Origin of the sequence: Methylovulum miyakonense HT12 (assembly GCF_000384075.1) — a bacterium.
Lineage (GTDB): Bacteria > Pseudomonadota > Gammaproteobacteria > Methylococcales > Methylomonadaceae > Methylovulum > Methylovulum miyakonense.
In genome coordinates, this window is sequence record NZ_KB913025.1 from 4,065,219 (window position 1) to 4,090,281 (window position 25,063).

General features: G+C 50.1%; 21 protein-coding genes and 3 pseudogenes. 13 read left to right on the top strand and 11 right to left on the bottom strand.

Going from position 1 to position 25,063, the window contains the following annotated elements; genetic code table 11:
• Window positions 1-21: 21 nt before the first annotated feature.
• Window positions 22-525 carry a YqiA/YcfP family alpha/beta fold hydrolase gene (locus METMI_RS0119895; RefSeq protein WP_019868065.1) on the bottom strand — a complete coding sequence of 168 codons (504 nt, stop codon included), beginning with the start codon at window positions 523-525 and terminating at the stop codon, window positions 22-24.
• Between the two features lie 487 nt (window positions 526-1,012).
• Between METMI_RS0119895 and METMI_RS0119900 the strand changes: the two genes are divergently transcribed.
• The 4 genes from METMI_RS0119900 to METMI_RS0119915 all read left to right on the top strand — a co-directional run bounded on the left by METMI_RS0119900 (window position 1,013) and on the right by METMI_RS0119915 (window position 5,565).
• Window positions 1,013-3,448: a dynamin family protein gene (locus METMI_RS0119900; RefSeq protein ID WP_019868066.1), complete on the top strand. Its 2,436-nt coding sequence runs from the start codon at window positions 1,013-1,015 to the stop codon at window positions 3,446-3,448.
• Between the two features lie 183 nt (window positions 3,449-3,631).
• The gene (locus tag METMI_RS0119905; protein WP_029151830.1) at window positions 3,632-4,123 is read left to right on the top strand and encodes an Rrf2 family transcriptional regulator; all 492 of its coding nucleotides are present in this window, start codon (window positions 3,632-3,634) and stop codon (window positions 4,121-4,123) included.
• Window positions 4,120-5,229, top strand: a complete 1,110-nt coding sequence (locus METMI_RS0119910) for a cysteine desulfurase family protein (RefSeq protein ID WP_019868068.1) — start codon at window positions 4,120-4,122, stop codon at window positions 5,227-5,229. The genes METMI_RS0119905 and METMI_RS0119910 overlap by 4 nt, the downstream gene beginning before the upstream one ends.
• A 9-nt stretch (window positions 5,230-5,238) precedes the next feature.
• Window positions 5,239-5,565 carry a HesB/IscA family protein gene (locus METMI_RS0119915; protein ID WP_019868069.1) on the top strand — a complete coding sequence of 109 codons (327 nt, stop codon included), beginning with the start codon at window positions 5,239-5,241 and terminating at the stop codon, window positions 5,563-5,565.
• Between the two features lie 295 nt (window positions 5,566-5,860).
• Here METMI_RS0119915 and METMI_RS0119920 read toward each other — a convergent pair whose 3' ends face one another.
• Window positions 5,861-6,847 (bottom strand): integron integrase, encoded by a 987-nt coding sequence (locus METMI_RS0119920; protein ID WP_156829908.1) that lies wholly within the window; start codon window positions 6,845-6,847, stop codon window positions 5,861-5,863.
• Window positions 6,848-8,746: 1,899 nt separating this feature from the next.
• Window positions 8,747-9,019 carry a hypothetical protein gene (locus METMI_RS27190; RefSeq protein ID WP_156829909.1) on the bottom strand — a complete coding sequence of 91 codons (273 nt, stop codon included), beginning with the start codon at window positions 9,017-9,019 and terminating at the stop codon, window positions 8,747-8,749.
• 438 nt (window positions 9,020-9,457) lie between these two features.
• On the opposite strand from METMI_RS27190, the gene METMI_RS0119945 reads away from it, so the two are divergent.
• The 5 genes from METMI_RS0119945 (at window position 9,458) to METMI_RS0119970 (ending at window position 13,527) form a co-directional block, all read left to right on the top strand.
• A complete protein-coding gene (locus METMI_RS0119945; protein WP_019868074.1) occupies window positions 9,458-9,796 on the top strand; it encodes a hypothetical protein in 339 nt (112 codons plus the stop codon).
• Window positions 9,797-10,719: 923 nt separating this feature from the next.
• Complete coding sequence (locus METMI_RS0119955) at window positions 10,720-10,962, top strand: hypothetical protein (protein WP_029151832.1); 243 nt, start codon at window positions 10,720-10,722, stop codon at window positions 10,960-10,962.
• Window positions 10,959-11,183 (top strand): hypothetical protein, encoded by a 225-nt coding sequence (locus METMI_RS0119960; RefSeq protein ID WP_019868077.1) that lies wholly within the window; start codon window positions 10,959-10,961, stop codon window positions 11,181-11,183. Before METMI_RS0119955 ends, METMI_RS0119960 begins: the two co-directional genes overlap by 4 nt.
• A 201-nt stretch (window positions 11,184-11,384) precedes the next feature.
• A complete protein-coding gene (locus METMI_RS25775; RefSeq protein ID WP_156829910.1) occupies window positions 11,385-11,900 on the top strand; it encodes a peptidoglycan-binding domain-containing protein in 516 nt (171 codons plus the stop codon).
• Between the two features lie 262 nt (window positions 11,901-12,162).
• Window positions 12,163-13,527, top strand: coding sequence for a HEPN domain-containing protein (locus METMI_RS0119970; protein ID WP_019868079.1), 1,365 nt, complete (start codon window positions 12,163-12,165; stop codon window positions 13,525-13,527).
• Between the two features lie 346 nt (window positions 13,528-13,873).
• Here the strand turns inward: METMI_RS0119970 and METMI_RS0119975 are convergent, their stop codons facing one another.
• Entirely contained in the window at window positions 13,874-14,257 is a 384-nt protein-coding gene (locus METMI_RS0119975; RefSeq protein ID WP_019868080.1) for a hypothetical protein, read from the bottom strand.
• Between the two features lie 1,396 nt (window positions 14,258-15,653).
• Here METMI_RS0119975 and METMI_RS0119985 point away from each other — a divergent pair.
• Window positions 15,654-16,277, top strand: coding sequence for a hypothetical protein (locus METMI_RS0119985; protein ID WP_019868082.1), 624 nt, complete (start codon window positions 15,654-15,656; stop codon window positions 16,275-16,277).
• A gap of 38 nt (window positions 16,278-16,315) precedes the next feature.
• On the opposite strand, the gene METMI_RS27195 is transcribed toward METMI_RS0119985, so the two are convergent.
• Window positions 16,316-17,011 carry a hypothetical protein gene (locus METMI_RS27195; protein WP_156829911.1) on the bottom strand — a complete coding sequence of 232 codons (696 nt, stop codon included), beginning with the start codon at window positions 17,009-17,011 and terminating at the stop codon, window positions 16,316-16,318.
• 583 nt (window positions 17,012-17,594) lie between these two features.
• Here METMI_RS27195 and METMI_RS27990 point away from each other — a divergent pair.
• Window positions 17,595-18,497: a transposase gene (locus METMI_RS27990; RefSeq protein WP_232215260.1), complete on the top strand. Its 903-nt coding sequence runs from the start codon at window positions 17,595-17,597 to the stop codon at window positions 18,495-18,497.
• On the top strand, window positions 18,440-19,168 hold the full coding sequence (locus METMI_RS27995) for a transposase (RefSeq protein ID WP_232215261.1): 729 nt from the start codon (window positions 18,440-18,442) through the stop codon (window positions 19,166-19,168). The genes METMI_RS27990 and METMI_RS27995 overlap by 58 nt, the downstream gene beginning before the upstream one ends.
• Window positions 19,169-19,808: 640 nt before the next feature.
• On the opposite strand, the pseudogene METMI_RS26500 reads toward METMI_RS27995, so the two are convergent.
• From METMI_RS26500 to METMI_RS0120030, 5 genes and pseudogenes are all read right to left on the bottom strand, one after another.
• A pseudogene (locus METMI_RS26500) lies at window positions 19,809-19,994 on the bottom strand (IS3 family transposase); the annotation flags it as partial.
• Between the two features lie 81 nt (window positions 19,995-20,075).
• Window positions 20,076-20,321, bottom strand: coding sequence for a group II intron maturase-specific domain-containing protein (locus METMI_RS28000; RefSeq protein ID WP_232215262.1), 246 nt, complete (start codon window positions 20,319-20,321; stop codon window positions 20,076-20,078).
• Between the two features lie 6 nt (window positions 20,322-20,327).
• Complete coding sequence (ltrA, locus tag METMI_RS24730; RefSeq protein ID WP_019868087.1) at window positions 20,328-21,317, bottom strand: group II intron reverse transcriptase/maturase; 990 nt, start codon at window positions 21,315-21,317, stop codon at window positions 20,328-20,330.
• Window positions 21,318-21,960: 643 nt separating this feature from the next.
• Window positions 21,961-22,197, bottom strand: a complete 237-nt coding sequence (locus METMI_RS27200; RefSeq protein ID WP_019868089.1) for a transposase — start codon at window positions 22,195-22,197, stop codon at window positions 21,961-21,963.
• 14 nt (window positions 22,198-22,211) lie between these two features.
• On the bottom strand, window positions 22,212-23,186 hold the full coding sequence (locus METMI_RS0120030) for an IS110 family RNA-guided transposase (RefSeq protein WP_019868090.1): 975 nt from the start codon (window positions 23,184-23,186) through the stop codon (window positions 22,212-22,214).
• Between the two features lie 235 nt (window positions 23,187-23,421).
• Between METMI_RS0120030 and METMI_RS24745 the strand changes: the two are divergent.
• Window positions 23,422-23,980: pseudogene (locus METMI_RS24745) on the top strand (IS5 family transposase); the annotation flags it as partial.
• Window positions 23,981-24,031: 51 nt separating this feature from the next.
• On the opposite strand, the pseudogene METMI_RS0120050 reads toward METMI_RS24745, so the two are convergent.
• Window positions 24,032-24,976 (bottom strand): annotated as a pseudogene (locus tag METMI_RS0120050) (IS701 family transposase); the annotation flags it as partial.
• Window positions 24,977-25,063: the final 87 nt, after the last annotated feature.

The window sequence follows — 25,063 nt, forward strand, 5'->3', positions numbered from 1 at the left end:
CCCGTCGCATGCTTGCCATCATCAGCTAGGGCATTCCCTTAAAAAACGGTCAAAAGCATCCGCCATAATGGGCAAAACACTGAGCAAGCGATGGTCTGCATCCAGCATGTGCAAGCGTGCGCGGTGCCGCTGGCAAAACCGCCAGGCATGGTCTGGCGGGACAATGTCATCTTGCCAGCCATGGAATACCTCAATGCGTTCCGCGTGCGGCTTGAATCCGGTACGTTGGTAGCCTGGCAAATAAAAAGCCGGGGCCATCAAAAACAATCCCTTGGGTTTGATAAGCTCTGAGGCGACCGTCGCCACATAAGCCCCCATACTGGACCCCACTAAAACAATGTCCTGGTAAGCCGACACATCCATAGCCAGCAGCTGTTTGACCCGCAAGTCAGGGTCATTGCTGGCCTGGTAATCCGGGCTGATAAACGTAAACCCCTGCCGTTTGGCAACTTCCGCCAAGGCCTTGGTTTTTTCACCCCAAGGGACGCTGTCTTTACCATGATTGTAGATAACGAGTTTTTGCATAAAACCACCGGCAACAAAATGGCCAATTTTAACAGCTGTCGTTTCTACCGTATTGCTTTATTAAAATCGCAAGGTGATTGGACAGAAAACGGGTCTTGAAAAGCCTATATCCTTGCAGGCTGTATCCCGGCAATCCATTTGTGCCGGTTGGGTAGCCGATATGGCGGCCGGGCTGGAACATGCCGCCAATCGGGACAGATATTGGACGCCATCTAACGTCAAAAACCACCTTTGAAGCCTGTAACTTATAAGGCCAATTGCATTAATTATCGCCATATTTACATAGCTTCCATGCTAACGTATCCTATTTTCAATCTATTTATCTGACCCCCAATTTAAGGTTTAATAGCCCCGTCATATTCCGGTATGCGTTAAACTGAAGCCATCAGCCTTAATAATGGGCATCTTCCAAAACTTAAGGCGCCCGACCAGACATTTAGAACGAAACTCCCCACCGCCTCCTATACTAAACAAATTTGGAACTTATATGGCTACTTGGCTAGAAACTTGTCAGCAACAACTGATACGCTTAGAAAAAACTTCGGTGCTGGTCGATAAACTGGACACGCTATGTAGCAAAACCCATGCGGATTTGCCTGCCGAACTGTTGCAAAAACTCAACACCGAACATCAGCGCCTGAATAACCAATTGGAACGGTTACGGGCCAACCGTTTTGAAGTCGCCGTGATTGGCCTGGAAAAAGCCGGCAAAAGCGCGTTGCTTAATGCTTGGCTGGGCCAAGAAATCCTGCCATCGGCGCGTGAACGCTGCACCTTCACCAGCACCGAGATCTGGTCTGCGCAGACCGAACATGACCAAATGTTGCTGATCGAATATTACACCAAGGAAGAAATCGCCACCTTACAGGCGCAACGCCGTGACGCGCTGGCAAGCAACCTGTTGAGCGAGAAAGAGAAAAAAGAAATTCAGGAAGACCTGGAAGACACCGAAAAACATTTGGACGCCATTAAAGAATTCACCAAATTGAAAAACGGTTTCAGCCAATCGTTTATAGACATCGGCGAAATCAGCGAACATTTGCAATCGGCAATCTTCAAAAACCGTGCGCAATCCCTGGCGATCAAACGTATCCAACTGAAGACCGTACGCCTACGTAGCGACCGCGACATTATTTTCCATGATGTGCCAGGCTTCAACTCCGGCATTTTGATGCACGCCGAACAGGCCATCGACCGGCTAAAAAAATGCGACGCGATCATTTACGCCAAAGAAATGAAACAGCCGTCCATCACCGGCCCCGAAAAAGAAATGCTGATGGTCACCGATGCCGAAGACCCCGCCATCCGTGTCGCCGATAAGGTTTTTGTCGTGCTGACGCAAGTGGACGCGCTGGATGACCCTATCGACTTTAAAGAAACCTACGAAAAACACAAAGCCTATTGGCCCGCCGTACCGGAGCGGCGCCTGATCCCGGTCTGTGCGCGTGCGCACCTGGTTGAATTTGGCATCCCTTCCGAAGACACGCTCAGACGTTCCAAAAGCGCCGATGACAAGGCCAAACTGAAAAAGCTCGGCATCACGGATGGCGTGCCGATTTTGAAAGAATCCGTGAGTTACTATATTGATAACGAACGCGCCGTGGTCTTGCAAAAACGCTGTGACGCGCTGGTCAATAATATGCGCAACTACGCCAATGAGATCCTGCAAAAGCTGGAGCCGATTTACGCCAGTTTTGCCGATAGCGACAGCGAAAGCCATGAAGACAATTTGCTGGGCAAGGAATTTAACCAATGGTGGGGGCGCGAATGGCAACGCATCAAAAAAGATTTTGATGTCTGGTACGCCGAAAGCATCCAAGGGCGCACCGAAGCTGACGCCCTAGGGGCGGAACACCACGAGCTGGCGGCCTTGCACCAGGCTTACGATGCCAAAATCGAAGCGATGCTGTCACAATTGTCCACCGCACAACCGGATGAACTAAAACGTATTTACACCGCAGGCGGCACGATGTCGATGCCCGACCCCCGCGAAGGCAATTACAAAATCCGTGAAGAGCTGTACCGAGAAATCCAACAAAAATTCGAGACCGAACTGACTGACGAACTGGCCCAAGCCTTGCAAGCCCTGATAGACCAAATCGTCCGCAAAACCCAGGAATTACTGTGGGAAACCGAAGACGTGCGCAAAACCTTGCTGCATTCGCAAATGGACGAAGCGATAGAACAGGCACGGATACGCCATGGTTTCCAAGTGCTGTTCCTGCGTTTTGGCCGGGTGGCGGTCGAGGCATTTATCGCCAAACCTTTGCAAGCCCGCGAGCGCTTGCTGCATGAACGCGCCGCCGAAATCAAAACGCTGGAAGCCTTTTATTTAGACGCCAACGGGCAACATAAGCAAGAAGGCCGCTTATCAAATTACCTCCGCTATGGTTTGTGGGAAAAAGCGGTCAGCCGTATCCCTGTCATCGTCAATAAAACGGCCCGTGCCGTAAAATCCTCAAGCGCCCAAGAATTGGCGGAAACGGTTGCCGATGTCGCGCTAACCGTGGCAGGCAGAAGCACCCGCACAACCAAAACGGCCATACTCCAAGAGGTTTCCGAGCCAATCGCCACAATGGCGGGTGAACTGGAAAAATCACCGGAACCCGTTAATTTTGAGCAAGTGGTCGAAGAAATTAATGGCGATTTGACGGCGTTGGAAGATTATCTGAAAAACAGCGTGTTCTACGCCGCCGGCTTTATCACTTACTGCAACCAGGAATTGGAGCGCATCCGTAACCGTTTCAAAGAGATAGAAGACAATGAACGGCAATGGATAGGCATCATCCGCACCGCCGTCAAATACGAAAAAAACCCGCGCATCCCTTACAACATCTCCCATTCAAAACGCGATTTCCGTCTGCGTAGGGAAATTGCTTTGGAATTGAAGGAAGTTAGGGAAAGCTATATCCACCTTTATTAATCAAAAACTGGCGGCAGCGTTGGTAAAAAGTCATGCCACCCTCCGATTCCTGCCAATAGGCAAAAATTAATGGCATGGCCGTTGCTGTATTTTCCTTATCAACTGATGAGCATGATAGTTGACTATTTCAGTGGGTTAAGTATAGTTACTGAAACATTACACGATTTATTAAAGGATAGTCTTGTGCGCTTAACTACTAAAGGTCGCTATGCCGTGACAGCCATGCTGGATCTGGCTTTCCACAGCCAAATTAAGCCCGTTACGTTGACAGAAATTGCCGCCCGTCAAACGATTTCGCTGTCTTATCTTGAACAACTGTTTGCCCGTTTGCGCCGTGCCGGTATGGTTAAAGGCGTACGCGGCCCCGGCGGCGGATATACGCTCTGTGGCGAAGCGACGGAAATTAATATTGCCGATATTATTGCGGCGGTCGATGAACATGTCGATGTCACGAAATGTGGTGGCGAAGCCAATTGCCAGCAACATCAGGCCTGCCTGACACATGATTTGTGGATGGGCTTGAGCGACCAGATTAGGGAATATTTAAAAGGGATCACCCTGGCGGAATTGTTGGAAAAGCATCAAGTGCAAGAAATTGCCAAACGCCAGGATCAAGACATCCAACACATCATTGACATCCATCGCTTAAGCGGGGCGAATGCTGAAGTGGCATGATCTACTTCGATCATAATGCCACCACCCCGCTGGACGGGCGGGTGCTGGAGGCAATGTCACCGTTCCTCACCTCATTTTATTGCAATCCGTCCAGCTTATACCGTCATGGCAGATTAGCCAGAAGCGCAGTGGACACCGCCCGCGAACAAGTCGCGGCTTTGCTTGACACCACTGCGGCATCAATCATTTTCACCAGCGGCGGCACAGAAGCCAACAATTTGGCATTGGCCAGCATCCCGGTAGGTGGCAAGTTGGCGGTCGCCGCCACCGAACACCCCTCAATCAGCGAACCGGCGAAACGTTTGGGCCGACAAGGGCATGGATTGGCGGTCATTGCCGTTGACGCAGATGGTTTGCTCACCGAAGATGCCCTCACTAAACTCGACGCCTTCCAACCACAATTCATTTCGGTGATGTTGGCAAACAACGAAACTGGCGTCATACAAGATGTCGCCCGTTATGCCGGGGCATGGCGGGATAAGGGCATCATCGTCCATACCGATGCGGTGCAAGCGGCCGGTAAAGTCCCCGTATCATTTAAGCAGCTTAATGTCCATTTGCTGTCTTTATCCAGCCACAAAATCTATGGCCCAAAAGGCTGCGGCGCCTTGGTTTTTGACAAATCCGTCCCCATTAATCCCCTCATCGTCGGTGGCGGACAAGAACAGGATTTACGCTCAGGCACAGAAAATGTCGCGGCGATTGTGGGGTTTGGCAAAGCGGCGGAACTTGCAAAAGCCGGGCTTGCAGAAAGCGGCCAACGGCTTTTGGCGCTACGGAACCTACTTGAAGCCCGATTGGCAGAAATCCCTGGCCTTACCATTTTTGCCCAATCGGCCTTGCGGCTGCCCAACACCGTACAATTTGGCCTGCCCCATGTCGATGGCGAAATGCTGCTGATGAAACTGGATAAAAAAAACATCGCCGTATCCAGTGGTTCCGCCTGTGCCAGCGGCGGTAGCGAACCCAGCCCGGTTTTAACGGCCATGGGCGTCGGACCGGCCCTGGCTAAAAGTGCGCTTAGGCTCAGCTTGGGCCAATCCAGCACCGAAGCCGAAATTTCCCAATTTATCACTGTATTAAAAGGCTTGGTTTGCCAAGCATAGGAGTTTGTTATGTCCGTTTCCCTAACCGAAAGTGCCGCCCGTCAAATCCAAAAACAATTGGCAAAACGCGGCAAAGGCATTGGCTTAAAACTGGGGGTCAAAAAATCCGGCTGTTCCGGTTACGCCTACGCCCTAGATTATGCGGATCACCTGGACGAAAATGATAGGGTGTTCGAAGGGTTTGGCGTCAAGGTCATCGTCAAAGACGAGGATTTGCAATGGGTCAACGGGATCGAATTGGATTACCGCCGTGAAGGCATCAATGAAGCCTTCCAATTTAACAACCCCAACGTGACGGGGACATGCGGATGTGGTGAAAGTTTTGCGGTAAAGTAAGCTCTCATCGGGCTGCCCGCAACAAACGCCCCGAGTAACGCCAAGACCTTATCCGTGTTGCAAACTTTCCGCCGGAACCCGTCATTTGCTTAAATTGCCGGAATCCTGCCTACAAGGACGTAGATTTTTCAAAAACAGTTACTGCCAAACCACTAATTCCCAGAAACTTAAGGACGGGATAACCGCCCAAGCCGGAACGGGTTTCCACCCCGTTCCGTAACGTTTATGGGCATACCACATTAAGGACGAAAAAAGCCCTCGCCCTGCTGTGACACCATCAGCCGAAGTCTCCCGCTTACAATTGATCCAACGGGCTCAACACCCCCAAAGCACCTTTATTCAGCACATGGGTATAAATCATCGTCGTGCTGACATCGCTATGGCCCAACAACGCCTGCACCGTGCGGATGTCATAACCTGCCTCCAGCAAATGTGTCGCGAACGAATGCCGTAAGGTATGCGGGGTGGCTAGCTTGGTAATTTCTGCGGCCTGCACGGCTTTCTTCATCGCCCGTTGCAGCAATTTCTCATCAATATGATGGCGGCGCACTGCGCCACTGCGCGGATCTACCGAATAACTGCCGGAGACAAAAATATACTGCCAAGGCCATTCGGCCGCCGCATTCGGATACTTCCGGGCCACGGCATCCGGCAAATAAACACCCGCCTTACCCTCACGTTTGTCATCGTCAAATATAGCCCGCCGTTGCACCAAATGCGCTTGCAACCCTGCCGACACCGAGGACGGCAACATCGTCACCCTATCCTTACCGCCTTTACCGCACCGCACCATAATTTCACCACGCTCAAAATCCACATCCTTGACCCGCAAGCGCACACACTCCATCAAACGCATCCCCGTGCCATACAGCAAATTCGCCATCAATGCGTACACCCCTTTCATCCGCACCAGTACCGCCCGCACTTCCGTACGCGTCAGCACCACAGGCAACCGCTGCGGACGCTTCGCCCGCACCACATCCTCCAACCACGGCAAATCAATTAGCAACACCTCTTTATACAAAAACAGCAATGCTGACAACGCCTGATTCTGGGTAGAAGCCGAAACATGGCCCTCAACAGCCAAATGCGTCAAAAACGCCTCCACCTCAACCGCACCCAATTCAGACGGATGCCGTTTGCCATGGAACAGAATAAATCGCCTGATCCACTGCACATAAAGCTTCTCGGTGCTAATACTGTAATGCTTGACACGGATACGGTCACGCACCTGATCCAGGAGTTTAGGAGGGGGATTAATCGGTGTAGAACTTATTTGCACAGAAAGGTTGCTAACAAAAAGTGAATGGGATATATTCTTGAAAAACATATAGGCGCCTAAGAGTTATACACCTATATTTGAATTTTACAATACACCTAAAAAGGTGTCTACTTAACGTTGGGCCGCTTAGTGATGCGCGTATGAAAGACGACCGAACCGAGCTATCCTCTATCGCGAAAAGGCTAGAGACTCTTTGCGTTCACGTCTCGGTGCGCGAGGATGACGAAGTCCCGTATCTATTCGCTGTCGGATTGGGCCATGTACACTCTATTGATCTCCGGCGCAGGGACGGTGCTTTGGTGCTGGAGTTTTGGCGCGGGCCACCTAACGCTGACGAGTTCATTCGCGAAGAGCCAATGTTCTCATTCGAAGCAGCGTTAGCGCAATGCGAGCAGTGGCTGCGAAATGATCTCGCATAGCCGCTTATCACTTCCAGCCATTGGTTTTGCGCCAAGGTTGTCGGTTTTTGTGTTGTGCCGTCAATTTTCAGTCTGTCGGGTTTGGTTTTCTGACTTTGTTGTTTGCCTTGTGTAGCTGGCCGGGTTATTTTTTGTTCTTGCCGTTGTTGGTTTCGGGGCGTCGCCGTCCGGCGTAGCGGGGTTGGTGGCGTTGCCTGTGTTTCGGTCTAATCGGGCAAGTGGTCGGTAGTTGCGTTTTTGTCGTTGCCAAGCCGGGCTGCTGTTGATAAGGTTCGCCTCAAATGCGGCAGTTGGGAACCAGTTATGTACTGTTAAGCCCAACAAGTCAGTCAAAGGGACGCGCCGCCCGTTGGCGGTTTTGAAGTTCGGTTTTTAATCAAGGTTCGGCGGCTTCGCTTAAGTCCTGTAGGCGGCGCGCCCCTTACCGTAACGTTGGGCAGTGTTGTTCTAGGTCAGTTTAGCGCGGTTGTGCTACTGAAAGCGGGTGGTGGCGGAAAGGTCGCTGTTATCTCCACCTGTTTTTTCTGCGGGTTGGTTTTGTCGCTTCTGTCCAAATTTTGGGGTTGTTGGCTTGCGCTCTTGCTTGTGTGTTGTGGGTTGCGGCAGCGGTTGTTTGGGTGGGTGGGCGTTGTCCGGTTTTTGTGGTTTTGCGGGGCGTTTTCCGTTTTGGGCTGTGTCTTGTCGGCTTGGGGTTAAGTGGGCGTGTCGTCCCTCATCGCTTCGGGCAATGGGTTTTGCGCCAGCGGTTTGGTTCGTGCCAAAATTGGCCCTTTCAGGTGGGTGTCGTCAGTCTTCCGTCTGTCGGGGTTGGTTTTCTGGTTTTATTGCCCGCCTTGCGTAGCTGTGGTCGTTTTCGCGGTTGAGTGGTGGTTTTTTGTTTGTTGCGGTGGTTGGTTTCGGGGCGCCCGTCGTCCGGCGTAGCGGGGTTGGTGGCGTTGCCGGTGTTTCAGCTTAATCGGGCGGGTTCGGCAGTTGTGTTTTTGTTGTTGCCAAGGCGGTTTTTCGTTGTTATGTTTCACGTTAAATGTGGCGCAGTAAATAGGGCGTTTTTCCGTTGTTGGGGGTCAGTTGTGTGTTGCTAAGCCCAACAAGTCAGTCAAAGGGACGCGCCGCCCGTTGGCGGTTTTGAAGTTTGGTTTTTTATCAAGGTTCGGTGGCTTCGTTTAAGTCCTTTAGCGGCGCGCCCCTTACCGTAACGTTATTCCCCACGATCAAGCTTCCCTATTGATATTAAACAAAAAATTGCAAAATTCCGCCAAAAATGCTATTAGTGAAGCGAAGCCGCCTGAGGTGCATAACTGGAAGCGTTGATGCGACCTCAGGCGGCTTCGCTTCACCCACCGGTGTTTTGCAAAATTTGGCGGCATTTTTGTTTATTGGGGTCTGCCCTGTCGCGTGGTATAACAACTCGCTAAAGCACACGATTCCGGTCAGCCCCACACCTTTCAACCAACGGGCAAGCCCCAAATCCCCCTTCCGTTCAGGTCGCCGAGGAATCGGTGCTTAGCTCGAAGTTGGGCGGTCTTAGTCCGGGCGGGTTGGGGTTTGTCCGTCGGGCTTGTAAGTTGGCGGCGGCGTGGAGGCTGTCGGTTGGCTTTACTTGGGTTCTCTGCCGGTTGGGTTGAGCGTCATCTCTGAATTCTGCGGATTGGCTACACTGTCGTCTCCGTATTTGTTTCGCGGGTTGTGAAAGTTGTGGCTTGAGCGGCTTGCCGCCATTGAAGGTTTTTTGTCCGGCATTGGTTTTTGTCATTCCCTTCATTGCTGGCGGTTTGTTGGTTTGGGGTTTTCGGCGCGAGCTGTCGGTTGGCCTTTTGTTGTGCGGTTGTCGGTTTGGTTTTTTGCCGTCCGCTTTCAGCCTGCCGGGTTTGGGTTGGGTGTCGTCACCGTCAAGCGGTCGTAATGGGTTTTTGTTTTGTGGTCATCGGCTTGCAGAACGGCAATCCGTTTCTATGGCTGGGTTGTTGGGTTTTCTGGCTTGTCATGGCAAGCGGGTTTGGTGCTTTCCCGTTATGCGGCAGTGCGGTGCAGCGGGTCGTCCGGGTTCGGGCCAAGCGTCATCCTCATGCCCAACAAGCCAGTCAAAGGGACTGCCCGCCATTCCGGCTGGCGAAGTTAGTTTTTTTCACAGGTAGGCGGCTCCGCTGTAGCCAATCACGCGGGCAGCCCCTTACCGTAACGTTGGGCATTTATGAAACAGCCGCTCTTAATAGTGTCGCTTCTATTTTCACTAGCGTCTCAGGCGGATTCAGGGCAATCTAGTTTTCTTTCCCCAAACGACGTTGGCCTCGTATCAAAACTCGAAGTCACGAAATCTGATTGGAAAGAAATACAATATTTGATTTCTAAACATAAAGAACATTATGTGTTTCGCATCGAGAAGAACCCAATAGGTTTTATTGGCGCGTGGCTTGCGCCATTACCAAGAAGGACAAATCCAACGGGTGGCCCGGTATACTTCTTCGAAAAACAAAAAGGCGCGTGGATCGAACTAAATGAGATGTCAGAATGGGGCGATGACAAATATTAATATCTAACCCTTCTCTCAAGCTTAAGTGTCATCTTCGGGTGCTGTATTGGGTGTGTTGTGTCCCATCGGGCTAGGCCGTTTGCCTCGATTGTTCAAGTACGTTTGCTTTGTCGGGCTGGGTTTTATGCCGTCATCGTCAAGCTGTCGGAATTGGTTTTTGTTTCGTGGCTGTCGGCTTTTCGGGGTTGCAGTCAGTTTTTTATGGCCGGGTTGTCGTGCTTGCCCGTTGTGGCTAGCGGTTTCGGGTTAGCCGTAGTCGGTTGTGGCCGGTCTGGCGGGTTTGGTTTCATTCCCGTTGTGCGGTACTGCGGTGCGGCGGGCTTTTCGGGTTCGGGCCCAAATATCCTCATATGCCCAACAAGTCAGTCAAAGGGACTGCCCGCCATTCGGGCTGGCGAAGTTTTTAGTTTTCACAGGTAAGCGGCTCCGCTGTAGGCCATCACGCGGGCAGCCCCTTACCGTAACGTTGGGCATATCAAACAGCCTAGAGGGCTACCTATGCGAATCCACTACAAAGATCGTAGTGGCGGGCATGGAGCCTGAAAGGTGCCAATTCCTTAAATTGGTGAGGAGTTATTAAGGAGAGCATGATGCTCAGAATTAAGACACCAAAGTTTGAGTTGGAAATCAACCTGACCATGCTACTAACGGTTTTACAGTTAATAGCTAACTGGCTGAAATAAAAACTAAAACATGCGCCCGGTCTGTAGAAGCAGGCCGGGCTTTTCGTACAAGTAGTCCTAATTAGGCTGTAATGTATTGGGTTCGGGGTTGTTGGGCTGTCCGGGTTGTAAGTTCGTGGCGACGGAAAGGCAGCAGTTGTCTCAACCTGTTTTTCTTAAGTGTTGTTTTTGTTGCCCTTGTGCAACCTGCGGATTACCGCAACGTTGGGTGTTTCTGGTGTATTGCGCTACAATTCGAAAATGGAATTTGAAATTATTGGCTACATCAGGCATCCCGAAACTTTTGCTCGTGGCTCAGGCATTAGGGAGTTACCGAGGCTTCGTAAAATTCATGGGCAGGGTTTGTGGCGTAAGCGTAAGGGCTTTGCCACAGTACGCTTGCAAGACGGAACGCTACGCGAAGCAGAAATTCATTGGTACGAAGCATCGGGCATTGGCAAACGGGAATTTAAAATCAAACGTTATATTGACATACAACCATGAACAAACACGAATTCGCAATCTGTATCAATAACCGTGGTTATGAGGTTTCGCTGGAAACCCGCAAGCTTTATGAAATTTTGGCGGATGCTGATGCGGCAAAACACCACCAAATCCGGGTGATTGATGAATCTGGCGAAGATTATTTGTATCCTGCATCTTTATTTGATCGAATCACTCTCCCTGCTCAAGTTATCGAGCATGTTTTTCATGCACAAGTCTAAGCTGTCATCTTGTTTGCTAAACCGTTTTGTCCAGCAATAGTTAAGCATTTGTGGTCAAGGCTAAGCCCAACAAGTCGGTCAAAGGGACGCGCCGCCCGTTGGCGATTTTGAGGTTTGGTTTTTATCAAGGTTCGGCGGCTTCGTTTCGCTTTCGTTAGCGGCGCGCCCCTTACCGTAACGTTGGGCAAGTGGGCAAACCGTATGAATACAGTTTTTAAAGGCTTACCAATAGTCGATATCCTTCAGGTCGGATTGTCAGGACTTTGTTTTTTGCTTTCTGTTCTTTCTTTCCAACTAATATATCGAGAACAACACCGAGAGGCTAATCCAAGAAAAGGCATTCTTCACTCTATCTATGTGTTTATGGGCACGAACTTCTTAGTCGCTATCCTTGTCGCGGTCAGCCCATATTTTGTGCTAACGCCGACGCAGTCTCGGAAAGTTCCAGTCGATGTTGCGACCCCTGATGATCCCGTAAAGGTATCTGGTAACTATATTTACTTCCCCCGGACGATCCGCGATATCCAAAAGGTTCTAAAGGCCGAAGGCCACTATTCAGGGGATATCGATGGTGTGCTTGGCCCATCGACTATAGAGGCTGTCACGCGATATCAGTCGAGTAACGGGATTCCTGCAGACGGTACCATCGGCATTGAAACATTGCAGACCATATTCTCGCACTCACCCGAGAACTTGCCTGATGAACAGAAACATTGAAGAACCTAAGTCAACTTGGATCAACGCGAAAAAGCGGTTTGTTTTGGTCGATAGTGGCTAGGCTTTGGGCGGGTACTGCCAAGCCCAACAAGCCGGTCAAAGGGACGCGCCGCCCGTTGGCGGTTTTGGAGTTTAGTTTTTTATCAAGGTTGGGTGGCTTCGTTTAAGTCCTGTAGGCGGCGCGCCCCTTACCGTAACGTTGGGCACATGAATGTCTATGCATAAATTGTCTAAACATTGCTATCGTTCTTAGAGAAAAATAATGGGTTCCAAAGAAGACTTTGACGAATTAGTTGCCGAGTTGGATAAAAATAATTCTAGTGAATTTTTATATGACAACGAATCAGGCATACCAGACTTTGTTACTGCAAAAAATGGACTGCAACGTGAATTCACAAACAAAGCAAGAATTGCTTTAAGTAGTCTGTCGTCCACTATTCACCTTAATAATAAAGATATTTCATCTGTTATTGAAATTAAGACTTTTATAGGCATTGTTAGGCAATGTATTGCTGACTACCATGCAGAAACAAGCTTAGCTGAAGATACCTCTTGTGAATATACTGAACTCGTTAGTCGTATAAAACTTGAGACTTCTCGGCTTTCCAAGGAATATACCCATTACTTTCCTGCGTGGACACTGGGAATGGAAAAGGAGACACCTTTCACAATTGGTCCTGTAACATTTATAAGCAGAGAGCAGTGGATTGATTCGGTCGATTTCCCAGATAATGCAAAAGAAAAATTTTGGAATGAACCCGAAGCAAATTTCAAATGGAAGGAAATTCTTAAGGATGCACTAAATAACCCATCAAGCACTACGCCATTAGTTGGTTTAGCTAATAATGTTTACGGAAGCATAAACAAATGCCCATCTTTATTAAAAATTTCACTAAAAGGATATGAAAAGGGGCTTTCTCGGAAACTCGCTGAACTGATATGCAAAACTGCATTAGACTCTGTCTCTTTAGCATTTGGAGACCGAGCATTTTTTCACCAACAAGCTCTTTATGATGAACGTTTGCAACCTTTTGGTAGTAGTAGCTTAATAGAAACAAATGGATTCTTATGGTTACCCGGAAGTTCGCTAAGTGACCGCATTCCTTACCTCGACTATATACGAGTAAAAAATAGGACAGAGGAAATGTCGGAGATTCTGGATGCCTTTGGTTATATGCTGGAGGCATTGGTAATGCCCGAAAGGCACGCGTATCCTAAGCTTGCAAATCGCTGGGCGACTGCTCTTGATTGGTTTGGCGAAGGGAATCGAGAAAAAAATGATGCAATTGCATTAGCAAAAATTGTTAGCTCTTTAGATATACTCGCTAAAGCTGGAGGTTATCGACCCATCCTTGATATGTTCCAACATCTTTTTCAGATAAGCGAAACAACTGAGGTTATTAAAGGAAAAAATCCAAAAACTCTCAAAAAATTCGTCGAAAATATATATGGCGATGGTAGGTCGAAGATATTGCATGGTACACACTATGAAAGACTAAAGTCGTTTTCCGAGCAGCGAGATAAAGCAGCTTATTTCGCTAGAATTGCTTTAATTGAATGTGCGATAAGGCTAAAAAAGTACACTGGTGACGATACCGATAATGCGTTTAGAACTATTCCAAAGTGATTCTTTTAATGGATAGTTTATCTGCACAGCTTTAGCCCAACAAGTCGGTCAAAGGGACGCGCCGCCCGTTGGCGGATTTGAAACTCAGTTTTTTATTAAGGTTTGGGGCTTCGTTTGGCTTTCGTTGGCGGCGCGCCCCTTACCGTAACGTTGGGCAGTCTGGGTTCGGGTGTGTTGGCTTTTTGTTTGTCGGGTTTGTAGGCCGTGGGTGGTTTTCAGGTTGTCGGTTGCCGTTGCTTGGTTACACTGCGGGTTGGGTTAAGCGTCATCCCTGAATTCTGCGGGTTGTTGGCACTGCCGTTTCCGTCTCTGTTTTGCGTGTAGTTGGGGTTGTGGCTTGGGCTGGCTAGTGCCGTTGCGGGGGTGTTGTCCGGCATCGGTGGCTGTGCCGTTTCCCTGGGTTCTGGCAGTTTGTTTGGGTTAGGTTTTGGGCAAAGTTCAAGCTTGGCTTTTGCCTCGCGGTTGCCCTGTTTGGTTTTTCGCCTTCACTTTCGGCCTGTCGGGTTTGGGTTTTGGGGGTCAGCTTCAAGCGGCCAAGGCTGGTTTTGGGGTTTTGTGCCTGGCGGGTTGCGGGGTTGCCATCCGTTTTGCGTGGCTGGGTGGTGGTTTTCTGCCGGGCGTTGCGGGCTGTCGGTGTTGGTGTTTTAGTCGTTGTGCGGCACTGCGGTGCAGCAGGCTTTTCCGGTGCGGGGCAAAGCGCGTCACCTTCATTGCCCAACAAGCCAGTCAAAGGGACTGCCCGCCGTTCCGGCTGGCAAAGTCAGTTTTTTTCACAGGTAAGCGGCTCCGCTGCAAGCAATCACGCGGGCAGCCCCTTACCGTAACGTTGGGCATATCTATGTCGCTATCGCTTGGCCCAAGAATCTTATTAGCATCTGTATGGCTCATCTGTGGTGGATGTTGGCTTTTTTGGTCGAGCATTACGCAGAATATTTGGTGGGTTGGCGTCCTTGGGTTGCTATCGGCAATTGGTGGTATTGGATCGTGTTTAAAATGGCAGTGGTCTCAGTGGCTCGTTTACTTTGTTACAGTTACAGTCGTTGGTGTATGGGCTTACTATCTTATTCTCGCAATCAGGCTGGGGAAATTTCCTTACGAAACAATGCAATTGACGGTACTAGGTTTAGTGCCTGGTTTCATCGTTCTATCAGCCACTATCTGGAGTGCTGATATAGTTCGTCGTCGTTTTCGGTTAACTCATTAGCAAGCATAGGGTCGAAAAAATATCCTAAACAAAAGTAATGTATCGGATTTTTCTGGACTAATATTGCGGTAAAGGAATCTAGCCTGACGCAATCGGTTTTAAGATTAGTTTTTAGGGTGTTACCTGCTTAGGGCAATTGTGCTTTCATTATGCCCAACAAGTCGGTCAAAGGGACTGCCCGCCATTCCGGCTGGCGAAGTTGGTTTTTTAATCAAAGGTAAGCGGCTTTGCTGTAGGCCATCGGGCGGGCTGCCCCTTACCGTAACGTTGGGCTATCATGGTTGCTCGACTAGAACTTGTATCTTTTCATGTTGCAGTATTTTTCACAGCTTCCATTTCGTTTATCTTTCTTAAGATAGTGAATGTTCTTAATACAACTCCTACTCTACTTGGATGGTTGATCTATTGCGGAGTGGTTGTCGTTTTTATTTCGCGGGTATCTTGCGCTTATGTGATAGGTCATTGGGTCAAGTCCAAGCCTCACGGTGCATCCCTAGTAATTATGTTAGGACACTTGGCTCCCATAGCCGGCGCTTATCTTTCCCATTTGATGGCGAAAGCAGGCACAGGTTCGGGGTTGATTTTTCTGCCACTAATCATATGGGCAACTCTTTTTTATGCAGTGGGCATCGTTTGGTCTTTAATTCGTCTGAGCGTCTGTCGTTCTGGTTCGAAATTATAGTCAGCATGGACAAAATTAAGCCTTTTGGTTTAATGGCTGTCGTTCGGTAGCGTTGCAAGTTTTGTGGTCTCCGTTGCTTACCAGTTACCCCTGCTTATTCAGGTTGCCCGGTTTTAGCTCCGGTGCTAAAGTTAGGTCATCGTTGGGTTTGGCATTCGCCGCACTTCGGACAATCCGGTCTGTTTTGTTGGGTGGCGGCTGGGCTTTGGCGGCTATTATTGGGCCTAACAAGTCGGTCAAATGGACGTGCCGCCCGTCGGCGGTTTTAAAGTTCGGTTTTTAATCAAGGTTCGGTGGCTTCATCTAGGCTTAGTGAGCGGCGCGCCCCTTACCGTAACGTTGGGCGTCTGCAACATAAAAACTGTAATGGTTGAAAACGATATTAGAAGGTTGGTGTTTTCACTAAATGGGTACCTAAGTGCTATGCGTGACATGAACGATATGCATAGTGGAACCAGATATTGGTTTTCGGCTGATATGATTTATCTGGAGGAGCAATCTGTTGAATCCGCAATACGCGAATATTGTAAAAAAAATAGTGTTAGTATTAAGCCAATTGATTTAGATGAAGAGCTTGCTATTATTGAAAGCTATATTTTGGATAATTATTTATTTGGGAACACAAATCCAAATAATGAAGCTCATAATTATATTAAAAATCTCCACGGCTGGAGAGTTCAAGAATATATTTCGTTAGCAGCAAATTATGAAAAAGAGAACGAGCATTGGGTTGTCGAGTCCGATGATGGAAAATCGAAAAGCTCATATGTGTTTGTAAAAATAAAGAATTATTTAGTGGTAATGATTTTTCTACGCGAAAAAAATAATTACACAACACAGCGCTCAAAGGGACGCGCCACTTAGTTCGGCGTTGGATGTATTGGTTTTCATTTGTCAGGGTTTTAGGCCGTAGGTGGTTTTTCTGCGGGTTGGATTGTGAGCGGCATCTCTGAATTTTGCGGGTTGTTGGCTCTGCCCTCTCCCGCATAGGTTTCGTAGGTTATGTTTTCTTTGGCTTGGGCTGTCGGGTGCTGTGACAGGGGGGTTGTCCGGCATTGGTGGCTGGGCCGTTTGCCTCGGTTGTTCCGGTTGGTTTTGCTTTGTCGGGTTTGGTTTTGTGCCATCATCGTCAAGCAGTCGGGGTTAGTTTTTGTTTTAGTTGTTGCCATCTTTGGGGCAAAATGCGTTCCATCTTGCCCAACAAATCGGTCAAAGGGACGCACCGCCCGTTGGCGGTTTTGGAGTTTGGTTTTTATCAAGGTTTTGCGGCTTCGTTTGGCTTTCGTTAGCGGCGCACCCCTTACCGTAACGTTAGACATTAGGAGCCTTATGCGCATTTTCTTTGCACTTTTCCTTATCGTTTTGGTAACACTTTCGACCTCAAAAGCAAGCATTGCACAACAGGTGCAGTTTGTTGTTGAACCCACAATGCGAGCCACTGCTTTTTCTTCTGCATATCTTGAAGCTGGTACAAAAATAGTCCTTAAACTTAGCGGAATATCAAAGAACGCAATAGTAATGCTGCAAAAATGTAGCGAGCCTTGCAATTCTGCAAAGCTAATTAAAGCTTGGTCGGCTCTGAATTGTGATCTAAACAAGGCTCAGACAGTCAACATAACCGAGCGAGGCATTTACTATTTGTGGGCGCAAACCCAAAACGGCGACGGCTCCATCGGACCTGATTTCTATACAAAGCCAAGGACTGAGGACAACAAGGGAGAGTTTATTTTTCAATCAGGCGGTAAGATGGTTGTCACGATGAACAAGCCCTAAAACCATAACTGCATTGGCTAACAATTCTAATTCTGTCAACAGAGCCGTCAGAAAGCTACTGACAGTTTGGTTCTTCCAACGCTAGGCGCTCTTTGTGAAAGTGGTCAATTCAGTTTGCCTAATTTTAACTTCGGTCATCGCAGGGTTTAGTGCCAAAATTAGCATCGGGTTAAACCAAGCCTTTTTAATTAGGTGGCAGTTTGGCCTTGGTGCGGTTGCCTGGTCTAACAAGTTTGTCAAGGTGACGCGCCACCCGTTGGCGGTTTTGAAGTTCGGTTTTTTATCAAGGTTCGGCGGCTTCGTTTCGCTTTCGTTAGCGGCGCGCCCCTTACCGTAAGTGGCTGTGAAAGTATTCCACCACCCGATACCTTATAATCTATCCACCCACAACACAGCCTCAAAACCATTATGCCACCGCGCCGATACCAACCGACCTTAAACCGGCAACAAGAGATGTTATTGCCGGGCCGTGTTGATGACTATGTCAGCGGGAACAATGCCGTGCGGGCCATTGATGTGTATGTCAACAGCCTGGATTTGCAGGCTTTGGATTTTCAAAATACCCGGCCTGTTATCAGCGCAGGCCAACCCGCTTACGACCCGTCAGCCTTATTAAAGCTGTATTTGTATGGTTACCTGCAAGGCATCCGCAGTAGCCGGAAGCTGGAGCGCGAGACCCGCCGCAACCTGGAAGCCATGTGGCTGGCCGAAGGCTTGCAACCGGGCTATAAAACCATCGCCGACTTCCGCAAGGTGAACAGCAACGCCTTAAAGGCCACCCACCGCGACTTCCTGCTGTTGTGCAAGGAATTGTCCCTGTTCGGGGGCGGGGAGGTCGCCGTTGACGGCAGCTTTTTCAACGCCAATGCCAGAAAACAGGGGATTTATACGGATGCCAAACTGGAGCAACACCTGGCCTGCTTGGACAAAAAAATTGCCGACTACCAACAAACCCTCGCCGAACAAGACCGCGCCGACGATGCCGCAGGCAAAGGCAGCTTGGTCGACGACGAACAGCTGCAACAAAAGCTCGCGTTATTACAGGCCAAACAAGCCGAAAAAAGAGCCTTGCGGCAACAACTTAAAGACAGCGGTGACAGCCAGGTCGCCACCGTTGACCCGGATGCCCGGCTACTCAGCAAGCGCGGACAAACCGTGGCGGGCTACCATGTGCAAATCGTCGTGGACGCCAAACACAAACTGATAGTCGCCGAAGACGTTTGTCAAGACGGCAACGACACCCATTTACATTTATGCCCCAGAGGGTACCAATTGGCCCCGATGCTGGAAAAAGCTCAGAACCTGTTGTAATCAGAAGACCTCAGCGCCCTTGCCGACAGCGGTTACCCGGCAACTGCTCCTGCGTTGCCCTACCTCCTGCATCCCTGCAGTCGTATGATGGCAACCAACTGAAAGCCTGCGAAGACCAAAACCTCACCGTTTACGTCGCCATCCCCGACAAATCCAAAGCCATTGCCGCACAAGGCCGTTTTACCCGAGACCGGTTCAGTTACGATGCCGGACAAGACCGGCACACCTGTCCGCAAGGCAAGCCGTTGACCTTACGCGGCAAGCCTTTGCAAAAAAACGACAAATGGATCAGCCGCTACCAAAGCAAAACCTCTGATTGCAGCCAGTGCCCGCTACGCGAACAGTGCCTGGCCGAAAAAGCGGCCGCCCGGCAAATCACCCGCTGGGAACATGAGGCGGTGGCCGAACGCCACCAGCAACGCATGCACCAAAACCCCAACCGCATGAAACGGCGCGGGGTCATGGTTGAACATCCTTTTGGCACCCTCAAACACCGTGCCGGCATGCACCATTTCCTGATGCGCGGACTGGCAAAATGCCGCGGGGAATTTAGCCTGATGGCCATGGCTTATAACTTTACCCGGATACTGAACATTCTCGGTGTGGGTGCGCTCAGGGGTCATTGCGCCCGGCGTTCAGAAAACGCCCTAAAAAATGCAAAATATGCGTAAAAAAAGACGGGGCAAGCGCTTTTTCCACTAAAAACGGCTTGTCACAGACAAATAACCGGCGCGATTTAAAAAATGCGGCTAAGAATCGCTTTACAGATCCGCTGGATTTTAGATACTTTCACAGTCTCGTAACGTTGGGCGGTCTTAGTCTGGGCGGGTTGGGGTTTGCCAGCCGGGCTTGTGGGGCGCGGGTGGTTTTCGGGCTGTCGGTTGGCTTTGGGCTTCTCTGCGGGTTGGTTTAATCGTAACCGTCCGCATCTGCAAATTGTAGGCACTGTCTTTTCCGTCCATGTTTCGTGGGTTGTGATTTTTTTGGTTTGGGCTGTCGGGTGCTGTTGGCGGTTTCTCGTTCGGTATCGTGCCTTGTCGTTCCCTTCATTGCTGGCGGTTTGTTGGCTTTGGGTTTTTGGCGGGTTGTCGGTTGGCCTTTTGCTGTGCGGTTGTTGGTTGGGTTTTTGTCCGCCATTTTCAGCCTATCGGGATTGGTTTTTGTTTTGGGTTTGTTGGCTTGCGGGGTTGCATTCCATTTTTTTATGGTGGGCTGCTTGGTTTTTCTGGTTTGTTGTGGCTGGCTGTTTTCGCGGGTTCGGGCTTGTTTCAGTCGGGTGCTTGATCGGTCAACAGTTATCAGGACAAAAAGTTAAGCGACTTTTCTATATGTTTCAAAATTCGCAGGCGATGATGAGCCATTAGCGGAATGGCGGCGTAAGCGGTTATAAAAGACTTCGATATATTCAAAAATAGAACGTCGAGCTTGTTCCCTTGTTTGATAACGCTCGTGGTAAATCAATTCCGTTTTAAGCGTGTGAAAAAAACTTTCTGCCACCGGTCGAGTCAACCGAAGGGAACCGCCCCCTTCAGTTGCTCACGGAACCGTACGTGAACCTCCCGATTCATACGGCTCTTGTTATCCAGCCACCCAACTCCAAACCCGCCAGTGGGCAAATAATGTCGGACATTGTCGATATAGCTCCCGCAACCATTGGCTGGCACGCCATTTCCGGCGTTGTAGCGATTTGAATTTCCGCCTCGCCCAGCCCACTAGCTTTTCGTTGATGTAGCTATAAATGGCCGACATCGCCGATTTTCTGAACTTTCCGTAATAAGTGATCCATCCCTGTATGATCGGATTAATGGTCTTAGCCAATTCCACAACACTTTAACTGTACCCTGCTTTTATCGACGGATGCCCTTTTAGCTTTGCCCTCATGGCTTTCAGCGCCTTACGGCTGACGGCCGGTGAAAAGCTGACAAAGAACTTGCCGTTTCTATCGCGGGCGCTTCGGGGTCTGAATGTATAACCCAGAAAATCAAAGCTCTGATTTGGATATTGCCCGTCCCGACTTGAGTCCTTGCAGTACACCATCTTGGTTTTCTCCTGACAGAGCTCAAGACCGCAACGGGTAAACCTTTGCCTGATTTGCCGCCCTACCATTTTCAACTGGGACTCACTGCGACAGTGCACCACAATGTCATCGGCATAGCGTTCAAAATGGATACAAGGAAAATGCGTTTGCATCCATTTATCAAAGACCAGATGCAAAAAGATATTAGCCAGCAACGGACTGATGACACCACCCTGTGGTGTGCCTCGATCACGACTTATCCGCTCTCCATCCGTCATTATCACATCGGCCTTTAACCAGCGTTCGATGTACAGCAACGTCCATTGGCAACCGGTGTACTTGGCCACGGCTTTCATGACCAGGCCATGATCCAAGGCGTCGAAGAATCCCTTGATGTCCATATCTAGCACCCAATCGTCCCGCCAACAGCGTTGCCGTGTTTGCGCAATGGCATCGAGCGCCGACTTTCCGGGGCGATAGCCATAGGAATCATCATGAAAGTGTGTTTCCACGAGGGGTTCCAGCCGATTCTTGATGACCATTTGGGCAATGCGATCCGAGATAGTCGGTATGCCCAATGGCCTAAGCTTACCGTTTGACTTGGGTATTTCGACACGACGTACCGGTGGCGGAAAGTAGCTGCCTGACGACAACCGATTCCATATCTTGTACAGATTGTTCTTTAAATCAGCCTCAAAATCCCCCATGGTTTGCCCATCTATGCCGGCGGCACCCTTATTGGCTTTCACCACCAGATAGGCATCCCATACGGCATGTTTGGATAGTTCGAATGACTTTGCCAAAGTTTATTGCTCCTCCCACTACTGGTTGGCAATAGCCTTTGGCTGAATAACGCAACCCCTTCGCTCCACCGCCATTACAGCGCTTTCATCACTACTACGGGTTGCTCCGCCCCTCTGGCTGACATCGGTACTTGCAAAGTTACTGACAATAGCCACTTCTCTTCCCTTGGCATTCAGCCAGCAGGTTCCCACGTTCCACACAAGAGCCTGGATTAAGCTCATGCAGCCTCTACGCCGAACGCCACCCAGCCCATAAACAGGTACTGTCTGGGTTTGTCCCGGATCAACAACGCTATCCGGTTTTGACGTTGGTTAGTTTGCTTTTCGACATGTCATTGGCTGTTCACTTGCGTTCATCTGCTTAATCCTTACCTGACACTTTTGAAGTGCCTTTTCCAACAACGCTCACCACCATGGCTTTTGACCATAGCAGCTTGTGGTGGTTTGAAGCCAAGTCCTGTAACCCGACTCCGAGGGGCCGACCCTCATCTCTCATGCAGCATAGCTGCTCGAAGGACTACGTCCTTCTTTGCGCCTTCGTGGCACACCATTATCCCAGCAATCGCCTTTTCGGCTCATGCTTTGCCGAATGGCATGAGTTTTAGAAGCTGTCTGGTAAAAGTTTAAACACATTTTGCAAGCGTTATTTTGACCATGGCGATACGCGGACGACGTTTTCGGCGGAAGCGGCCAGCACCTCGAAATCTTTGGCCAGACGGCGGAATCCACCTAGCCACGCGAAGGTGCGTTCGACCACCCAGCGCTTGGGCAGGACGGCGAAGCCGTCCTTGATCTTTTCCGAGATGTGCAGGGTGACACCCAGTTCCCCGTCGGCGTACTTGACCGCCGTGCCACGGTAGATACCATCTCTCCAAATCAATCACAAGCACCGATTTAGGTGATTTGTGGTTGATAGGGTTGCTGGTGTTTGATGACACCATAACAAATCTGTACCAGCTTCCGCATGGCAGCCCCCAGAGCTGACATCTTGCTTTTGCCCTTTCCGGTCAGGCGTTCATATTGGGCTTTGATGTCAGGGTTATAGCGGGTTGCGGTGACGGTCGCCATGTAGAGTTTGGCGCGTATCTTGGGGCTGCCGTTTTTTGCCAGTTGCGGTCGGGCTTTGAGGCTGCTGCCCGATTCCTTCTGCACGGGCACCAAACCGAGATAGGTGGCACATTGGCTGGCACTAGCAAACTGGTGTGAACCCAACACCATCAGCATCTGCCGTGAAATCACTTTGCCCACGCCGGGTATGCTTTCCAATAACACCTTGTTGTCCTTTAGTTTTTTGTGCTTCTTAATGTGTTCGTCAATGAGCTTTTCTAAGGCCGCCTGTTCGGCCTCAAACAGCCCGATCATGTGCGCAATGGATTTCAGGACGGTGTCGGGCGTGTCCGCCACGATGGCCTTCTCCTGGCGGTTTTTCTCACGCTGCAGGTCTTTTTCGACCGCCGCCAGGCGGGCCAGCAAGGCTTTGAGCGTCCTGACTTCCGCGGGTGCAGGTTGCCAGAGGCCTGGCTGTTCCCGCTGCCCGTAACGCGCCAACACGGCGCTGTCCTTTTTGTCGTTTTTGGTCTGCACGCCCAAGCTCTGGGCGTAATGCTTGACGTGGGCGGGGTTGGCCACGGACACGTTGGCGCCGTGGCCGTAAAGCCATGCCGCCAGGTTTTCGTGGTAAATGCCCGTCGCTTCCATCACAAAGTGCAGGCCGCCAATTTCAGAACCAGCGTTTTGCTGGCCCCACAAGACCAATTGTTGCCAGCCTTCCGGTGTGTTGTTGACGGTTTTGGCCTTGATTTTGTTATCCGTTTTTAGCCAAGCACAATCCAGTTTGGCTTTGCTGACATCGACACCTATTATGTTCATTTTCCCGTGCTCCGCTTGTTCATACAGCCTCTTTCCCATCGGGGAAGGACTTGGATACCATTCAGTATTAAGAAACTGATGTTACGCAGCCCGTAATTTCTGTAACTCTTCATACGCCATTTGATTCGCTTTTATAAACAGCTTAGCCCGAGTGTTGGTTTTATGTTTAATCTTCAAACATTCTAGGTTCTGTTGACGTTTGTCGAATAGGTTAAGATTATCCGATTTGGATGGCATGAACCGAATAGAGCTGAGTGATGACGAGTGGGGCCGCTTATTGGAGTTCTTAAAACAATTGCCGTGCATCCATGTCGGCTGTCCCGAGCAATGCAAGCGGTTCGTTGGGGCTTGCCTGTGGATATTACGTTCGGGGGCGCAGTGGCGGGTTTTGCCGCCAACGTACGGCAAATGGAACACCATCTTCAAACGTTTCTCGCGCTGGTGCGCGAATGGGGCTTGGGAGAAACTCCTCGGATATTTTTCCGAAGCCGCTGATTTACAGGATGTTTCCATGGATGGGTCGGTAATCAGGGCACATGCCTGTGCGGCGGGGGCGGCAAACAGCTCCGCCAAGGAAGAGGCGTTGGGGGCGTTCCAAAGGTGGCTTTGGCTGCAAGATCCATGCGGTCTGTGATGCCTTGGGGCTACCGGTCAGATTCATCCTGACGGGCAGCCAAGGGGCGGAGTGCAGGCAGGCTATCCCCTTGTTGGAAAACCTCAGTGCCCGCGCCGTTTTGGCGGACAAGGCCTACGACACCAATGCCTTACGGGAGTGGTTGGAAACACGGGGGATGTTGTCATTTGCATCCGTGCTCTTATGGCTCCGATGAAACGTCAACAGAACCTAGCTTGAACACGGCATAAATCGACATGAAGATGCGGTTGTTTTGTGTGGTGACGGTGCGGGTGGGCGACTTGGCCAGCCCCGCGTTGGATTTCAGTGACTTATGGGACTCCTCGACTTTCCACCGTTTTTGGTAGAGAGCCGATGCTTGTCCGCCGTCGCACGCCAAATCGCTGCACACCAGATTCAACAAACCGGTGCTGCCGTCTTTGTTTGTAAAGACCCGCCGGACGAACAGCACTTCATGGTTGAAGCCCTTCATCCAGCCGCGCACCGATTGTTGATCCGCCAATTCCAGCTGGCTGATCCGTACATAGCGTCCTTCATTCTTGTCGGTTTCGGTCAATGCCACCAAGCGGTTGTCCTTGAGCGCGCTGATGAAGTGTTTGCCTTTCTTGAGGATGAACTCGAAGTTCTCCTTAGCGGCAAACCAGCTGTCGGTCAGGACATAGCGGAACTTGATGGCGTTCGCCACGCAGGTGGCGATCATCGAACGCATCAGTTCATTCTTGGTGAACTCCGCCGCCCGCTTGACCTTGCGGGTTTTTACGTCGCTGAACTGATGCGGTTTNCGCACCACTTCGAAGGCGACCGGAACCGACACGTCCCCGCTGTGGTACAGCGCGTTCANCAGGTTGATGCCTTTGACNGNGCGGCCTTTGCAGTGGTCATAGTGCCAACACATGATCTCGTTCTCGTCGGTGCTGGCCTTTTCCTGGACGGTGTCGTCGAAGATCAGGCACGCGTCATCCTTCTCGATCTGGCGCACGGTGCGTTTGACATCAACCCACAAGTCTTTTGAGGTATACAGCCTGGCGGACATGTGGCGGGTTATCTGGTCATGGCTGACTTCACCGTCAAGCATCGCCGACAGGCTGGTCGCCGTCGCCAAGCCTTGGTTGCAAATCAGGTAGTCTGTGTAGAGTTCTGTTTTTTCTTTATCCATCCTGAAATGATACGCTTTTTGGGATGGGGGTGCGTAACATCAGTTAAGAAAGGAAGCGCATGGGTTTTACCTACTTCACAGACTTTT

Coding starts and splice junctions, on each gene's coding strand:
- METMI_RS0119895 (WP_019868065.1), bottom strand. CDS start 525: ATGCAAAAACTCGTTATCTACAATCATGGTAAAGACAGCGTCCCTTGG.
- METMI_RS0119900 (WP_019868066.1), top strand. CDS start 1,013: ATGGCTACTTGGCTAGAAACTTGTCAGCAACAACTGATACGCTTAGAA.
- METMI_RS0119910 (WP_019868068.1), top strand. CDS start 4,120: ATGATCTACTTCGATCATAATGCCACCACCCCGCTGGACGGGCGGGTG.
- METMI_RS0119915 (WP_019868069.1), top strand. CDS start 5,239: ATGTCCGTTTCCCTAACCGAAAGTGCCGCCCGTCAAATCCAAAAACAA.
- METMI_RS27190 (WP_156829909.1), bottom strand. CDS start 9,019: ATGACAAAAACCAATGCCGGACAAAAAACCTTCAATGGCGGCAAGCCG.
- METMI_RS0119945 (WP_019868074.1), top strand. CDS start 9,458: ATGAAACAGCCGCTCTTAATAGTGTCGCTTCTATTTTCACTAGCGTCT.
- METMI_RS0119955 (WP_029151832.1), top strand. CDS start 10,720: ATGGAATTTGAAATTATTGGCTACATCAGGCATCCCGAAACTTTTGCT.
- METMI_RS0119960 (WP_019868077.1), top strand. CDS start 10,959: ATGAACAAACACGAATTCGCAATCTGTATCAATAACCGTGGTTATGAG.
- METMI_RS25775 (WP_156829910.1), top strand. CDS start 11,385: ATGAATACAGTTTTTAAAGGCTTACCAATAGTCGATATCCTTCAGGTC.
- METMI_RS0119970 (WP_019868079.1), top strand. CDS start 12,163: ATGGGTTCCAAAGAAGACTTTGACGAATTAGTTGCCGAGTTGGATAAA.
- METMI_RS0119985 (WP_019868082.1), top strand. CDS start 15,654: ATGGACGTGCCGCCCGTCGGCGGTTTTAAAGTTCGGTTTTTAATCAAG.
- METMI_RS27990 (WP_232215260.1), top strand. CDS start 17,595: ATGCCACCGCGCCGATACCAACCGACCTTAAACCGGCAACAAGAGATG.
- METMI_RS27995 (WP_232215261.1), top strand. CDS start 18,440: ATGCCCCAGAGGGTACCAATTGGCCCCGATGCTGGAAAAAGCTCAGAA.
- METMI_RS0120030 (WP_019868090.1), bottom strand. CDS start 23,186: ATGAACATAATAGGTGTCGATGTCAGCAAAGCCAAACTGGATTGTGCT.